This is a genomic window from Rickettsiella endosymbiont of Miltochrista miniata, assembly GCF_964031245.1.
Lineage (GTDB): Bacteria > Pseudomonadota > Gammaproteobacteria > Diplorickettsiales > Diplorickettsiaceae > Aquirickettsiella.
Window position 1 is genome coordinate 765060 of sequence record NZ_OZ035017.1, and the last position, 16768, is coordinate 781827.

General features: G+C 38.6%; 11 protein-coding genes and 1 riboswitch. Of the genes, 5 read left to right on the forward strand and 6 right to left on the reverse strand.

The window, feature by feature from the left end:
* The first annotated feature begins 82 nt into the window (after nucleotides 1–82).
* Entirely contained in the window at nucleotides 83–685 is a 603-nt protein-coding gene (locus tag AAHH40_RS03480; RefSeq protein ID WP_342220730.1) for a DedA family protein, read from the forward strand.
* Nucleotides 686–886: 201 nt separating this feature from the next.
* On the forward strand, nucleotides 887–2164 hold the full coding sequence (locus AAHH40_RS03485) for a hypothetical protein (protein ID WP_342220731.1): 1278 nt from the start codon (nucleotides 887–889) through the stop codon (nucleotides 2162–2164).
* Here the strand turns inward: AAHH40_RS03485 and AAHH40_RS03490 are convergent.
* Together AAHH40_RS03490 and AAHH40_RS03495 are read right to left on the reverse strand one after the other, a co-directional pair.
* Nucleotides 2151–5552: a UvrD-helicase domain-containing protein gene (locus AAHH40_RS03490; protein WP_342220732.1), complete on the reverse strand. Its 3402-nt coding sequence runs from the start codon at nucleotides 5550–5552 to the stop codon at nucleotides 2151–2153. The genes AAHH40_RS03485 and AAHH40_RS03490 overlap by 14 nt on opposite strands.
* 91 nt (nucleotides 5553–5643) lie before the next feature.
* Nucleotides 5644–8298, reverse strand: coding sequence for a PD-(D/E)XK nuclease family protein (locus tag AAHH40_RS03495; protein ID WP_342220733.1), 2655 nt, complete (start codon nucleotides 8296–8298; stop codon nucleotides 5644–5646).
* Between the two features lie 429 nt (nucleotides 8299–8727).
* Here AAHH40_RS03495 and AAHH40_RS03500 point away from each other — a divergent pair, with 429 nt between their 5' ends.
* Nucleotides 8728–9084 (forward strand): DUF4383 domain-containing protein, encoded by a 357-nt coding sequence (locus tag AAHH40_RS03500; RefSeq protein WP_342220734.1) that lies wholly within the window; start codon nucleotides 8728–8730, stop codon nucleotides 9082–9084.
* Nucleotides 9085–9127: 43 nt separating this feature from the next.
* On the opposite strand, the gene AAHH40_RS03505 is transcribed toward AAHH40_RS03500, so the two are convergent.
* The 4 genes from AAHH40_RS03505 to thiM form a co-directional block, all read right to left on the reverse strand.
* Nucleotides 9128–12580: a hypothetical protein gene (locus AAHH40_RS03505; RefSeq protein WP_342220735.1), complete on the reverse strand. Its 3453-nt coding sequence runs from the start codon at nucleotides 12578–12580 to the stop codon at nucleotides 9128–9130.
* A gap of 248 nt (nucleotides 12581–12828) precedes the next feature.
* Entirely contained in the window at nucleotides 12829–13479 is a 651-nt protein-coding gene (locus tag AAHH40_RS03510; protein WP_342220736.1) for a TenA family protein, read from the reverse strand.
* Nucleotides 13472–14308, reverse strand: coding sequence for a bifunctional hydroxymethylpyrimidine kinase/phosphomethylpyrimidine kinase (thiD, locus tag AAHH40_RS03515; protein WP_342220737.1), 837 nt, complete (start codon nucleotides 14306–14308; stop codon nucleotides 13472–13474). The genes AAHH40_RS03510 and thiD overlap by 8 nt, the downstream gene beginning before the upstream one ends.
* 34 nt (nucleotides 14309–14342) lie before the next feature.
* Nucleotides 14343–15191, reverse strand: coding sequence for a hydroxyethylthiazole kinase (thiM, locus tag AAHH40_RS03520; protein WP_342220738.1), 849 nt, complete (start codon nucleotides 15189–15191; stop codon nucleotides 14343–14345).
* Nucleotides 15183–15285, reverse strand: a riboswitch (TPP riboswitch). It overlaps the preceding gene by 9 nt.
* Nucleotides 15286–15439: 154 nt before the next feature.
* Here thiM and scpB point away from each other — a divergent pair.
* Together scpB and AAHH40_RS03530 are read left to right on the forward strand one after the other, a co-directional pair.
* On the forward strand, nucleotides 15440–16033 hold the full coding sequence (gene scpB, locus AAHH40_RS03525; RefSeq protein WP_342220739.1) for an SMC-Scp complex subunit ScpB: 594 nt from the start codon (nucleotides 15440–15442) through the stop codon (nucleotides 16031–16033).
* Between the two features lie 146 nt (nucleotides 16034–16179).
* Nucleotides 16180–16719, forward strand: coding sequence for a gamma carbonic anhydrase family protein (locus AAHH40_RS03530; RefSeq protein ID WP_342220740.1), 540 nt, complete (start codon nucleotides 16180–16182; stop codon nucleotides 16717–16719).
* The last annotated feature ends 49 nt before the right edge of the window (nucleotides 16720–16768 follow it).

Below are 16768 nucleotides of genomic sequence, written 5' to 3' on the forward strand. Positions count from 1 at the left end.
TACTGGATTGCCGCGCGCTACGCGCTCGGAATGACGAAATTTTTGTTGTGCTCGCAATGACGAGGGTGGGGATGCGATCGCTATGACGAATGAGTTATTACCCGTATTTTATCGAGATTATTTTATGTCCTTACCTTCGTTGCTAGATCATTTTTTACCGTGGTTAAATCACTACGGTAGTCTAGCGATTTTTGTTTGGTTTGCTTTAGGCATTTTTGCATTACCGATACCTGAAGAATCGTTGTTGTTACTGCTGGGATTTTTAATGGCTAAAGGGAAACTTGCGGTGATCCCCAGTTTAATAGCCGCCTACGCCGGAAGTTGTTGCGGTATCAGCGGCAGTTATGGTTTAGGTTTAGCGACGGGTCATTTTTTGACACAAAGCTGGGGTCGATATATCGGATTAACCGAAAAGCGTTATCAACAGGCACACAATTGGTTTGAACGCTTCGGCAAATGGGCGTTAGTAATCGGTTATTTTATTCCCGGTATTCGGCACCTGACAGGATATGTCGCGGGCGCATTAAAATTACCATTTCGCTATTTTGCATTGTTTGCTTATTCTGGCGCAGTCCTATGGGTCAGTTTGTTCGTTGGTGCCGGTTATTTATTCCATGACCATTGGCACAGTGCGGCCGAAACCTTACACACGCAGCTCAGTTTACTGTTAAAACCCATCCTATAGTTCCATGGTTATTGCGTCCCCAGATTTTATTCGTCATTGCGAGCGCATCCCCACCCTCGTCATTGCGAGCGCGTAGCGCGCGGCAATCCATAAAAATCCTCTTTTTAGTAAAAGAAAGCTGATATTTAAGCGTTTCTTAAGATTTTCTCCGTACACTGGATAGAAATAACAATCCGGCAGGACGCTGAATCGGAGAATAATATGAAAGAACTAAAAGAAATAGACAGTAATAAGTTCTCTGCATTGATTAAATTCGCTCTTGAAAAAAGGGGAGGCAATTTAGAGGGTTATTTTAATCGATTTTTACTTTCCCCTGCTATAAAAAATATGCGGAAGATTGCAATTGGCGAGGAAACTCAGGTTTCAGACTATCGATTGTTTTTTGAGGGATTTAAGGGATTTCTAGATAAAGAACTTCTAAATAAAGAACTTCTTGCACAGTTATATCAAGAAGAAAAAAATGTAAACCAAGAAAACGAGGATATAACATTTGATTTGAAAGGGCTTGAAGAAAAAATTACAGAAAAAAAAGAGAATGAAGTTTACTTAAAAATACTGACATTATCAGCTAATTCAGGTTTTGAAAAGTTAACCGTCTCGAAGGTTTCGCAAATTTTTAACACATTAGAGTTTTTTCTCAACAAATCAGATTTTTTCCAATCAGTTGATTTTTCAACAAAAATGGATGCAATCTACTACAGTTTAACTCATGCTGAATCTTTCGAAACGGCTAAAATGCTGGTAAGACTCAGTGATTTCGATTTACTAACGGAAGGTAACCTAAAGAAAATTAATGCCAATCCTCAACTAAATATTAAACTATTTTCTAATGTACTTAATAAACTTAATTTAAGTGGCGGAATCGATCATCTGCTGACTCAAGCTAATCTGGATAAGTTACTAGAAAATCCTGAACTTAATTTAGAAGTGCTGGCTAAATTTATACAAGCAGAAGATAAATCAAACATCTTAACCCAAGAAAAATTTGATTTAGCTATCAACCTAAAAAATCTGTTAACACAAGAAAATATTGATCAACTTATCGGTCTAAACACAGTTGATTTTGAAAAAATTGTTCCTGTGTTGGTTACCATGCATAAAACTAACATCTTAAATCAGGATAATTTTTTAAAATTTTTAGATACATTTCTTAATGCTAGTATTTATGATGCGCAACAAGATCGGGTTGACGGTGTTTCTCTTGATGAATCCGGTTCTTCCATTTCTTTAGTTGATCGTTTATGCTCAACATTGGTTGATTTTTTATCTCGTGTCGAAAAGTTTTTTCAAGAATTTTTTGATGATATTTTAAAATATTTTAACGAAAAGACTGAAATAGATAACAATACAATTATTAACCAAACAGTTAATGCTGATAGTGGAGTAAGTTCTAGGGCGTCGTTGTTTGGAAATTCTTCTCAGCGTGAAAGTATCAATAAAAATGAGGAATTAACATCAAATATAGTTAATTCTCGATAGATTCAATCGCAGTTTCGGTATATTCCCATTCACACCACAGTGAAGTGAGTGGGAAATACAAACCACAGTGTATAGTCTGTTGTTTATCGAGTAGTAGTGCTTGTGCATAGGTATTGAGTTGTTGTTGATGCTGCTGCATGGCAGTCTTTAAAAATTCTTCCGATTTATTTCCTTGGTAATCCGTCGTTTTATAGTCAACGATCCAGCCTATATTTGTACTCGGATCAATAAACGTGCGATCGATGACGTAATTTTGCAGCTTGCCATGGAGTCGGGCAGTGATGGCATATTCCGATTGTGCAGCTTGATGTTGCGAACTCAAAATCCAGCGTCCCCGCGGATCGGTTAAGGTTTTTTCTAAACAGACAGTGAGTTTATCTATGGCTTCCGGTATTTGCGAGGCTAACAAGCCGTTTTGTGTCAATAAACGAGCAAACATCGATTGCGCGGACCTTATTTTTTCTCTATCCCATTTTTCTAAGCCGTCTTGACTGATTTGATACAGTAAACGGTGGATGATGGTTCCCAACACGCGTTCTGGGTGTAATTGCCAATGGTAAGCATAGGCTTGTGGTTTTATTTCATGAGATAGATCAAATTGACTGCGAATAGGTGCTTGCCAAGCGGCGGGTAAACGCCTTAATAAACGTTGCGTGGTTAAATCTAGAGTAGTTTTTTCAGATGCAGGCGCTAAAATTTCTTCTGGCTTGATATTCAGCACCGGCCAACACTGGCCTAATAAGGAGTGTGGAGCAGGGGCTTTTATTGCTCCAGCTTCATCTAACGTGAGTGTGCCTAACAGATGTAAGGATTGCTTAGCGCGTGTGCAAGCGACATATAATAAGCGCGTTAACTCAGCGGCGTTTTTTTGCTTTTCTTCATTGAACAAATAATTATAAATTAAATCTTGTTCTTCATCACTGGCTTTGATCGGTGCCAGTAAAAAATCTTTTTTTTGTGGCGTTAGCATTTTCTCGCTATACAACAATAAAGGTGATAGCTCAGGGCGACCACGGCGATGTAAACCAGGTAAGATGACATGATCGTATTCTAAGCCTTTGGCTTTATGGATGGTCATGACGTCGACCGCGTGTGCGGGTGTTGCGGATGTGGTTTGTGTGTAGATGTGACTTAATTCATCGTCCAGCTTAAAAAAATCCAGCGCTTCTTTTTCGAGTTTAATTTTATTTTCTAGAAAATTTAAATACGCATGGATATCATCCATCTCTTCCCAGTTTGATAAAGTGGTTGGACCGCCTAACGCTAGCCAGGTTTGTTTAATCCATAACGGTAAAGTAACTCGACCTTGTTGTTGCAAGCACTGTTGTAAAATTGGCACGATGCGACGTAGACGTTGTTTGGTGTCGGCAGCAAGTGGAATTTTTTCAAACTGTTGCAGCTGTTGCCAAATACTAAGCGATGTTTTTTTATCATCGTTAAATTGTGTAATCAGGTATAGATCGCTTAACGATAAACCGCAATAAGGTGAGCGTAATAACGCGAGCCAAGCGATCCTATCACCCAAATGATGCAGCGCACGGCTTAAGCTGAGTATATCTTGCACGGCTGATTTTTCGGCGAGACTATCAATCTCTATCGCTTGATAAGGGATCGCTGCGCGGCGTAAGGCCGGTAAAATGCTGCGTAAATGACTACGTGCGCGGACTAAAACCGCAATAGAAGCTTGGCTATTTTCACGTTTAATTTTTTGAATAAGGTTTATGAGCTGCTCGGCTTCTGCCGGTTCTGCGAAAGCGGTACTTTGTTGCCAATACGTATAAACGTTGTTGCTGGGGGTTGCGGGTGAATAAGCTTTTGCCGGGGAATAGCAGACAGAGCCATGTTGAAGATCATCCATACCTGGGAGTAATTGACTAAACTGTTGATTGACCCAAGCGATGATGCCGGGCGTGGAGCGAAAATTAACCGACAAGCTTAAGGCTTGCAGTGGCAATGTGCCTATGCCGAATTGTTGTATGTGTAAAAATAAACCGACTTCGGCTTTGCGAAATCGGTAGATTGATTGCATGGGATCGCCCACTAAAAATAAGGTCCGACCATCCTGATTTTGCCAACCGGCGGTTAATTTTTCGATTAAATATAATTGTGTACTGGAAGTATCTTGAAATTCATCGACGAGTAGATGTTGGATTTGATAGTCTAAAGCCAGTGCTAAATCACTGGGGTTTTCGGCTAGCCCTAATGCTGAGCTCGCGGTGAGAAGGATCTCGGTATAATCGACTTTTTGCTGCTGCTGAAAAATAATTTTTAAATGCGCCACCAATACCGGTAATAGTTCAAATAATGACTTGAGAATCTGCCATTGTGCGTCGGTATAGTGTAAAGGCGGTGCTAGCTTTAAAGCGGTTAAGGTTTCTTGGAGCAAGCTTTGTTGACTTAATTGTGCAATTAAATTCAAACATTGTTTTTTTAGTCTTTGAACTTCTGCTTGCGCGACTTTATCTTTTATTTCATTCTTAGCAGCAAAACCTTCGGTTTTGCGACATTGTTTACGCCAGGTATTCGATTCTGTTAGCAGTAACTGACTGGCAGCTTGCCAAAAATTTAAATCATCATCATGGATTAAGGGGGCGAGCTGACGTTGCTGTAATGAAAAATTCAATAATTGCTTAAGCTCGTGTATCAAGTCTTTATTCAGCAGTTGATTTAATTTTTCGACTAATGCTTGATTAATGTTAAATAAAGTCAGTTCTAAATCTTCGCGTAAATGTTGTTGATGCTGTAGCAAATAAGCGAGCCATTGTTCGCGTCGGGCTAACATCGGTATGAATAAATTTTCTACGCGTTGAAAATCATTATCACAATGGCTTAACAAATGACTGAGTGAAGTTTGCCAAGAACAGGGTTCTTCGAGTTGTTTGAGTAGTTCTTGTATCGCTAATCGATAAAGATACTCGGGTTGATCAACCGGCGTTAATTTTTCGCCTGTTCCAGCGAGTAAAGGCATTTGCCTGGTTAAGCTTTGGCAAAAACTATCGATGGTGAGTATACGTAGTCGATTGGGATTACTTAATAAATTCCATCCTAAGGCTTGATCCTGTGCCAATACTTCTTTGGCTAAATAATAACGTTCGGCCTCTTTGCCCGTGGGTATTTCGGTGCTTAGTGCTAGCTCTAAGGCTTGCATGATGCGCAAGCGCATTTCATTAGCGGCTTTGCGTGTGAAAGTAATCGCAATAATGGCTTCTGGCACGGCTACGCGTGTGAGTAACATCAGATAACGCCGTACTAATAATTCTGTTTTTCCGGAACCGGCAGGTGCTTGCACAATAAACGAAGCATTCGGATCGAGTGCTTGCATGCGTTGCTCGGCGTCGGCTAAATGTATACTCTTCGCACTTGAATTTTTGACTGTGTTGCCGCTCAATTCGCAATCCTCATGTATAACAATACACTCCGGTTGCTCATTCTCACGGCGCCTTGCCAAAAACTCAATTGCTGTGAGTATATTGAAGCTATCATGATGCCGTTACCGTATGTGGTTGATGATTAATTCGACAAAACAATTGAAGATCACAATGTCGACAGGTAGTCGGGCCGTGTTTTGGATGGACATCGGCCACACCTTGTTGGAATTCTATGGCGAGTTTTTCTAAAGAAGTTTGCCAATGCTTGAGTAGATCGGACCAATCATTTAGGACCAAAGCGGTTTTTAATTTTTTCAAGGGCGTAAGTTGCTGCATAATTGATTCTTCTGCACTGATTCCTTGTAAAGTAATCTTATTACTGCGTAGATGCATGATGGCAAAACTGCGTACGGTTTCGGCATGACTTAAACAATACAAGGGTAATTGCGGATAATCACAACGTTCTTCTAACCAATCTATTTTACTCGGCGCACCGGTTTTGTAATCAATAATCAGATACTGTGTTGCGCTGAGCTTGTCGATGCGATCAATCCTTAATTTGAAAGATAATGCACCTAGCGTTAATTGTTTTTTTGTTTCATGTTGGGTTTGCATAAAAGCGGGACGTTGTTTTTCTAAAGCGATGAGGTTGCTTAATAAAGATTGTAAGCGTCGCCGTTCGATGTCGATAAAAAGCCTTTTAAAACCTAAGGGTCGTTTTTTACTAAATAAATTTAAGCAGTGGTCAATGGCGTCATTAATGATTTTTTCGAGAGCGCTGGGTGTTTGCTGTAATAAGCTTGCTTGATTCTGCACTACATTCCAAAATTGTTCTAATACTTGGTGTAACAAGCTACCACGTTCTACGGCATTAAGACCGTTATGCGGGAAGGGATGAAAATATGCTTTTAAGCGCCAGCGCGCATAGGCTTGAAACGGACAAGCGGCTTGTGATTGTAACAGTTGCGTGGCGGCGTTAAAACCATGTCCCGTAGGTAATGGCACTGGTTCATCAAGGTAATATTCCCAATGTTGGGCCCGCATTATTTTTTTTGCTAAGCTTTGATAGGCAGGAAGCTGTAAATCGATCAACTCGACCTCGGGTATGGATTTAATCAAGACGCTAGGACGTAACATCTGATCTAAATGTTGTGCTGGATGACTGAAAATAATGTTTTCAGTACAGCCGATTAAATTTTTCGTGAGCAGGGAAGCAAAATAGTATTCTCGTTCACTCGAGGCATAAGGAATTTGATGGGTGCGTTGTAAAGCATAAGGAATAAATGGATTAGGCGTAGCGACTGCGGGCCAAGTTCTATCATCCAGTCCCATGACCCATACTGCATCAAAATACATACCGGCGCTATCCAATAATCCTAGTACTTGTATCGGTGGTTCATGCAATGTCTTACTTTGGAATAAAGTATTTGCCATTAATTCTTGCAATTGCTGCAACGCTTGTGCGTGTGATAGATCACCGAGAATAAAATCTAAACTAGCGAACTCTGTCAGTAATTCAGACCAGCGTTCTAACAATTGAAATTCACTACTATTTAATAAACCATCGCCTGGCCAGGCTAAGGCATGAAGTTTTTTGGTAAAATATTCTGACCAGAAACTTGGTTTGGCTAAAAAATGGGTAGGATATTCCATTACTAATGGAATGAGCTGTGTGATTAAGCCACTTAAAAGCGGGCATGCTTGCTGGTTACTGATCCTAAGTAGTTGGTCTAAGCTCAATCTATTTTCAGCGCTGCAACGCAGAGTGATATCCAGCTGAGCGCGTGCTGTTTGTTCTTGTTGTGAGCCACCTAAGTAGGGTGAGCGTAGCAATGGATTGATTTGCACAAATGAATTGATGTCTTCTAAGCCGAGTATCTGGATTGCAGTTTGAATCAAGCCAAATTCTATTAACGGATTACCTGCAGCGATATTAAAAGGTGGAGCGTGCATCTCATCAGGCGCTAACTCATTGAATACTTCAGTGAAGATATTGAATAAATGTGTGCGCTGTTCGATTAGATTGGGAATGACACAAGCAATATTTTTCTTACCTTGTTGCCAAGACTGATATGCCCAGAGTGCCATAGTATGATATTCAGATTCTTTGTCACTTAAGCACAGTCGTTGTTGTTTAGTTGCTGAATAAATCGGTGTGTAATGACAAATCTCGCAGTGTTGCTCTTCCAAGATCTTGAGCAGTCTTTTATATTGTGGATTTATTTCATTAAATCCAATGAGAAAAATTCGTGGCGGAAATTTTAAAATTCTTTTGCTGAATAATAGAATGAGGTGATTAACTGCACTGGATAAATCAACATAGGTATGACTTTGGCAAAAGCTTAAGAAATGCGTGGCCCAGGCTTGCCAGGTTTCGGTTTCATTGCTTTGTTTAAAGTGAGTGGTTTGATAATCGAGTTGTGCTTGTTGTAGTAATTGCCAAGCTTGCTGAGCGTTTTTTGCGGTGTGCGTAGTATCTAAAAAAGAATATGCCGATTGCTGAATAATAGTTTTCCATATCAGACATTCTTGTGATTTATTGAGTAAACGCAAACAAAAACCAGTTTGTTCAATAAGTTGTTTTTCCCAAAGTGTTTCTAACCAGTGTGTAAAAGTAAAAAATTGCGGTGTAGGCCAAATCTGTTTTTTCTGTGTTTGTTGATATTGCGCATAGGCTTTATGTAAAAAAGGAATTAAGCGTTTATTTCCAGTCAGTAATAAATCTTCTGGATTTAAACGTTTGAAAAGTTTGTTATAAATTTCCATAGACTACCTATTGACAAGCTTAAGTTTAGCTAAGAATGGTCAGGACTTTTGCACAAGTCGGCTTAATTTAATTTATTCTATGTAATCTTAACAGTAGAAAATGTAATTTTCTGATTGACAGGACATAACTATTTGAAAAAAGAAGATTTTTATCTTTTGTTTAAAGCTTGTACAAATTGTTACGATGACTTATAAATCAAGGTTTTTACTAGCTTCCCCCAACTCTGTCCACAAAGTTATTCACAGAATCTGTGGGTAAACCTGGATTTGTCATCCTAATGCCTAATAATTAAACATTTTTAGGTATGTACGATAGCTTGCGCAGGCCGCGCCGATCTATTTGCTTATTTCTATAAGTAAAACTATACTCATGCTTTGCTAGCAAAAGCCAAGCGTTGCAAAGGGAGTTTCAGCGTGTTCTTAAGAGGTATGGCCTTAATCTTTGCTATTGTTTTTATTCTATTAGGCATACTGGGCTTCATTCCACCTATTACACCCAACCATGTGCTGATCAATTTTTTTACGGTGGGTATCTTATTAAATCTTTTTTATATACTGATCGGTTTGCTGGCCTTGTCTGCCAGCGGTTCGATGTTTTATGCGCGCATGTATTTTAAATTTTTTGGTATCATCTTTGCTGCAATTGCGATTTGGGGTTTCGCCATGAATGGCAACTTAAGGCTAGTACATATTAATATCTCGGATAGTTTTTTCTATCTGCTGATGGCCATCATTGCGCTGTATTTGGGCTTTACCAGTAAATTGCCTCGCAGCTATGCGCATTAAAATTTCATTTCTTTTTGCCTGTGAAGGGACGTTTTAACCGAAACTATCCCATTTTCATTAGTTTCGGATAAACAGAATTATTTTCTGCCAAACTATTGCATATGTCTAAGTCGTGAGTTTTAGCAATCTCAAGGTAAGCGCCAAACAAATTATTAAGTATACTATCCTGTAAATTAGAATTATCGGGTAAGCGTTTGCTTGTTAAAATAGGGTGTTGAGCTTCGAGTTTGTTTAGATTTTCTAGATTAAAATCATTAGATGACACGAGTTCTTTTAAGGCTAGGGCTGCTTTTGTTTTTTTATCGTAAGAAAAGTATGATTTAAAAAAGTAAAGTCTATAGGTATAAGCTTCATATTTATTTTTAGTAGTTTCTGGGTTTTTTAAATAACAATCGAGTAATTGATCGGTAACGTAACGTAAATTGCAAGGATATTGATTGAAATAATCTTTCGTAAAATAGTTTAACAAGGGTACTGAATACGCATGGATGATTTTATAGGCTAGATCTTCGTCAGTCTGGAGGTTGGTCCATCGAGCGAATTGTTCGAATATAAAATAGGCTGTGATATCTTGAATAGGGATCAGGTGTTCACTTTTCGCTGAATCGGCGATAAAGTTTAAAGCCTTTTTCATGGTAAAAGGATATTTAGCACAGGCAGGCCGAAAAATATAATCATCGTTGTTATCTTTTTCTATGAGTAGTTCAGCGAAGATTTGGATTCCTAATAAGCTAATATGATCATCGGTAAACTTTAGCAGTGCATTGATCGCGGTACGATCTTCAAGCTGAGCGGTGACTGACATGACGCTTTTTCTGTAATTGTAGCGACCACCAAAAAACACAGCATTGCAGGCATCATAATCACGAATTTTTTTAAAAACAAATTCATTTATACTATCCTTATCGATATGGTTAATAGTGCTTGCTAAAAACGCAAACCACAATTTCACCGCCTTAGGTTGGTACATGGCTGCTATCATTAATGCATTAGCTCTATATTGGTTCTCAGCTAATAGAAGTTGGGTAAGCAATATAGGTGAAAAAATTTCAGGATGTTTTTGAATAAAATTCAAGCTATATGCAACAGCATTATATAGATTACGTCCAGCTAACATTAAGCTGTTATAGTGTAATTCATTTGTTTCTAAGATTAACTTAGCCAAATTTTCTCGAGTAAAGAGATCAGGATGTTTTTCAATAAATTCAAATGCAAACTTTAACGATTCGGCTTTATCTCGCGATAAGAGCATCAAAAAAGTTAAACCCGAGTCATGTTTTTCTAAGAATATTTGTTCCAAACTTACAGAAACTACAGCCTTTGGTTGCCCATGAATAAACTTTATAATGGACGCCAGGGCTTCAGGATGATGACGGGCTAATATCAAACTGTTGTAACCATTTTTATTTTTTGTAAATAATATTTCTTCTATATTCGATTTAAATATTTTTAATTTTTTCTTAATAAAATTTAAAAATATTGGCACGAATGTAGGTTGAAATTCAGCAAGTAGCATGAAGCAATTATAATTTTTATTATTTTTTTCTAAAAATAATTTAAGTAAATTTTCTGCAGGAAAAAAGTCAGGATGTTCATAAATAAGCGTAAATATAAATTCTAAAGCTTTAGGCTGCCAACGAGCAATTAACATTAAAATAGTAAAACCATCTTGATCCTGTTCTAAAAACATTTTCCATAAAATGGTCTGATTAAATTTTTTTATATTTTTAAACATAAAGTCGATAATATAAAAGGTCGTCTCGAGTTGATTTTTTATAGCTAGCCTCAATAACGTACAGTTCCCATTTGCATTTTCAGTGAAGAAAAGTTTAAGTAGGGCTTCTCCGTCAAAGGTTATATAGTTGGTTACGAATGCAAAAACATTGTTAAGACGATCGGGATGATCGCGCGCAGTTAAAGTGACAGCGGTATAGCTATCTTTTTGTTGCTGTGTAAATAGTTTATGCAAGGTGTCGTTAGCAAACCGGCCGATGGAAGTGGTTAAAAAGCTTAAAATGGTTCCAATTGCCTCGGCTTGTTTGCTGGCTGCTAACATCAGCGCATTGCAATTGTCTTTATTTTTCATTAAAAGCATTTCCTCAACTTTTCGAGAGTCAATGATGGCTTCATTCTTTTTTAGAAAAACTAAAATATCATTTAACAGTTCAGGATTATTAACTGCCCCTAGCATCAAGGGGTTAAAGCCGGATCGATTTTTTAAAAGAAACATATCGGCTATTTTTTCAATGATAAAATTTTTACGGCGTAAATCTAAGCGGATGATTAAACGGAGACCTTGCATGATCTCTGTGGAGTATGCGCTGCTAATTTTTAACTGTTGCGTCAAATAATCGATGAATACTAAACAATTCTTAATGAAAATTTTATTTTTGCTTACATGTTGGTAATATTTAGGAAACCGGGTGTTTAATTCGACTAATTGCTCTAATAAATCCGAATGTTTTTCTTCCTTAAAAAGTTTGGAAATAAGTTTACTAGGAATGTGAGCGGTTTTTTTTATTAAAAATAAATTATAATAAGCACTATCAAGCAAAGTATTTATTTGTGGTCTTTTAAAATAATTATTATCAGACAAAGCCTCATAAAAAGATCGATACATTTTTTCCCAATTAACATCGACCAAACTAGAATCTATTGGAGATATTTTAAAATAATTTTCCCAATTATTGGGATTCTTGTCTTTTTCATTTTCTTCATTGATGTATTCAGGTAAAAAAACCTTGATCAATCGAGTGATCTTTTCTTTCATTTGCAGACCTAAACCTAAACCATTTTTTTTACCTTTCTCGATCTCAATTTCTAATTCTGGAATGAATTCCCTAAACGCTGCTATGAGTAAACTGGGTAAATGAAAAGGTGTAAATTTTTTATAAAATATTTGTTGTAAAGCGCGTCGAATCAAAGTTTCAGATAAAGCGCCCGAATACGTATCGTCAGGAAAATTGGCTTTTATGCCTAAGCCATCACTGGCGGCAATCACGCTAATCCGATTCCAGGCATGAACTTCATTGGTGAGTGTCGTAGCGACTTCTTTGACTAATTCTTTGCGTACAGTACAAAGTAGTTCGGCTAAATTGCGTGGTTTATGAAATGAGTCAACGATAATGTTAACGCGGTTATGAAAACCTTCGCTGCATTCGATAATGTCTTCAGTTAAGCTACTTATTATAGCCTGATGATTATCCGCCGAGAGTTTGCCTAATTCTGAATCTAAATGTCCTAGTAAGCGATGATAAATAAGCTGCAATTGTTTTAGTAGTGGTACTTTGGCACGATAATCGGATATTTCACCTATATGTCTATCAAAAACATTTTTCGGTAATTTATTATCGGCTTCACAAATAATTTTTTTAAAATCGACTAACCAAGTCTTATCTAAGATCGGCAACTCAGTTGCATTAATGTTGGGAGGTGGTTGATAAGAAAAAACGAGATTTTTATTAAAGGCAGGATCTATTTGGTATTCATCTAACATTTAATATCCCTCTATTGTTATGAATAAAAAATTAATTATTTAAAATTTATGCTTTATTATATAGATAATTTTATAAGAAATATAAAGTAAGGATATCAGGTCACTTTCATATTCACAATAGCGTTAAGCTTAATTCAATTTAATCAAACAATGAAAATTTTAAATATTTTTTAATTAAAATTAATTAAAAAAATGATGAGTGATAGCAAGCAATGTCATGTGCGAAGCGTATAGTTAGATCTCGTGGTTTAAATTGGCCAGGTTTGTTGTATATAAGCCCCTTGCCAAAATTGCCATTCGCACAAAGTAGCTTGTCTAAATGCGCTTAACATTTTTTGTTGACATGGAATGCTGGCATGTATTGCAAGATCGTTAAGTGTCGCTATCATTCGATCGACGGAATGATTAAATTCATGACTGGAATATAAATCGATCCATGCTTGATAAGGGTTATTGGGAATTTTTTTATTATAGGCGCGTTGTCCTACTTGTTGATAAACCCAAAAGCAAGGTAATAAACTCGCTACAGCTTCTTCTACAGGCGCTGTACTTGCCATACGTAATAAATAATTGGTATACATAAAACAAAAATGACTTTGTTTATGGATTGTAGGTGGCGTAGCAGCATATTTTTTTAGAATATTATTATGCAGATCACGTTCAGCTTTAAGTGCATTCATGGCAAATTGCATAAATAATTCACTTTGTTGATCGTGTGGCAGCCGTGTTGCGGTAAGTGCGAGTGCTTTAGAAAAATCGGCGAGATATAAAGCATCTTGTTTTAAATAAAAGATAAATTTTTCTAAAGCTAAATTACCTTGCGCCAGTTCTTGATTAAAAGGATGCTGATAGATTTTTGGCATGATGTCCGCTACAGCGGCTTTAAGTTCTTCAAACATGTTGTTCTGCCTTACTTAAAAAATAAAAATGATGTACGGGCCCTTGGCCATGACCAATTTGTAAATCTTTTGCGGCCAAAATACATTGTGTCAAATAGTGTTTTGCTTTAACAATGGCATGATACAAATTCTCACCTTGAGCTAAATACGAAGCGATCGCAGCCGATAATGTGCAACCGGTGCCATGCGTATTTTTAGTGTTTATACGGTGCGTATCAAATCGGTGTATTTGTTGTTGTGGATAATCATAAAAAATATCCGGTGAACGTGTGGTTTTTAAATGTCCACCTTTCAGCAATACCGACACCTTATAGCGTGTCGCGATCAGAATCGCGGCATCTTGCATGCTGCGTTCGCCGTTAATGTTAATTGATAAGATCGATTCGGCTTCAGGAATATTGGGTGTAATTAGGGTTGCTAATGGGAATAAATCATTCACTAAAGCTTGTATGGCTTCCGTTTTCAATAGGGCATGACCCGATTGGGAAATCATGACTGGATCAAGCACAATAAAAGGAGGTTGATATTTTTTTAAGTTAGCGGCGACTAAATGAATAATGTCTTCATGATAAAGCATGCCGAGTTTAACCGCGTCGATAGATAAATCAGTAAATACTGCATCGATTTGTTGCTGAATAAAAGCTAATGGAATTTCTTGTATCGCGGTAACGGATTCTGTGTTTTGCGCGACTAAGATGGTAATGATGCTGGCTGCATAACTACCAGTGGCTGAGATCGCTTTGATGTCGGCTTGTATGCCAGCACCACCGGAAGGATCGGTACCAGCAAGCGTGACGACTTGGGCTAACGTAGCGTTACGCGCTGACATAGCGATGTTACAAGATAGTAAGAGTAATCAATAGTCATACGGTAATATCCGTTTTAAGTAAGGATTGTAAATCTTTTTTTTGTACAGCATAAAAACAGTCGAGTAGCTGATTATAAAAACTTCCCGGGCCATGGGATTTTTTTTCAGCAACTTCACTCACCAGTCCCATCCAGGCCATGGCATGAACACACGCGTTAAATCGATCCGGATTCACCGCTAAAAAACTGGCAATTATAGCGGTTAAGGAACATCCCATGCCAACGACTTTAGTAAGTAGCGGTGTTCCATAATCCAATGCAACGGACATCGACTCACCGACAATAAAATCGATTTTGCCGCTGACGACGACAATACATTGGTATTGTTGCGCTAAGGTTTGCGCGGAAGTAACAGCATTGTGACTGGCTTGAGTGCTATCGACACCTTTGGTGGTGATGGAGGTATCGAGCAAAGCCATAATTTCTGAAGCATTGCCGCGGATAACGTCAACACCGCTCTTGATGATGTTTAAAGCCGCAGTGGTGCGATAGGTACTTGCGCCAACACCCACTGGATCAAATATGACGGGAATACCGCGTCTTAAAGCAGCTCGTTGAGCTTGTTCGATGGCCGCTAGCCAAGCGGCATCGAGTGTGCCGATGTTAATGACTAAGGCTTGTGCCAGTTGGATAATTTCTTCTAATTCTTCTTCGGCATGTGCCATAATCGGCGCAGCACCTAATGCCAATAACATATTAGCCGTGGTCGGCATCACGACCAGATTGGTGATATTGTGAATTAAAGGATGGGTGAGTCGGATTAAATCGACGTCATGGAATAGCGTTGCTAAGGTGAACGCGCTACTGGATACAGATAATCTATCTAAACAATTTTTTGTTTTCAATGTACTTCTTCCTACGCAGGTATTAGCCCGATCAGGTTATGAGGGTTGAATGGAACATTCTCTCAGCCATAAAAAGGCACCCCTGGAGTGGGTACTATTAGACAGCAATTAACGAGTCGGATCAAGCGACTTAGCTTACCCGTTATTGCGAGCGCGCAAAATATTAATCGTCATTGCGAGCACCGTAGGTGCGCGGCAATCTAGACATTCGCTCGCCATGACGGGCACTTTACTGCTATAGTTTGGCTATGGAAAATCAAACGCTTAAGTCAATATGTGAAGCCGCTATTCTTGCCGCCGGCGAGCCGGTAAGCATTGAGCGCATGTTGGATTTATTTAGCCCAGAAGAGCGGCCAACCAAATCGAATCTGAAGAAAATTTTGCTGGAATTAACCGAAGATTATCAAGACCGCGGTATCCAATTAAAACAATTGGCCAGTGGTTATTGTTTCCAAACGGCGAGTGCACTCAACGATTGGGTAAAACGACTCTGGCCAGAAAAACCACCCCGATATTCACGTGCCTTCTTAGAAACCTTAAGTATCGTTGCTTACAAACAACCTGTGACACGCGGCGACATTGAAGCGATACGCGGTGTTGCGGTGAATCCAACTATTATAAAAACCTTATTGGAGCAAGAATGGATACAGGTGGTCGGGCAACGTGAGGTTCCCGGACGACCTAATCTCTATGCGACGTCGACATTATTTCTCGATCATTTTGGCTTAAAAGAGTTAGCGGAATTGCCGCCTTTTCCTTTGCCTGGGATCATCGAACCTACAGAGGTTCCATTCGCCGCTGATAGTGAATCGAATGCTTCACTCGATGTCCTTGAAAATTAGTTGAAGTTTATAGACCTCGTGCATAACCCAGTGATGGGCTTGAGTTCGAGGCAAACGATAGTCGAGGACCGGAGTTTACATCAGTAAATGAGGACCGTAGAGTAGCGTTTAACAATGAAATCAAGTCTATCACGCAGGTTAGGCAAATGCTTTATTCTTTTGAAGATAGACATCCAACCTTATTAGGCGAAGATATTTTTATTGCTGAGAGTGCGGATGTCATTGGCTCAGTGATTATTCACAATCATGTCATTATCTTACCTCATGCCGTCGTTCGTGCGGATAATACGGTGATAGAAATCGGCGAAAATACCAATATTCAAGACGGGGCGGTGTTGCATACCGATCCGGATATGCCGATGCAAGTGGGTAGAAATGTAACGATTGCTCATCATGCCATGGTGCATGCGCGTGCGCTGGGCGATTATTCAGTGGTTGCGATTGGCGCTAAGATATTGAATAACGCCGTGATTGGTAAACATTGTTTGATTGCCGCGAATGCTATGGTGTTAGAAAATCAACATATTCCGGATGGCTCCTTAGTGATGGGTTCGCCAGGGAAAATAAAACCATTGTCCCCACAACAAATAGCCGATATGCAATGGTATGCACAACATTATGTAGAAAAGATTCATCGTTATCAAAAAGGTCTTAAACGATTTGAACCCCAACTGAGCGTGAATTAATAATAGTATTATGCGTTTGTGTGTAAGTGGTAACCGCGGTGAGTATTAA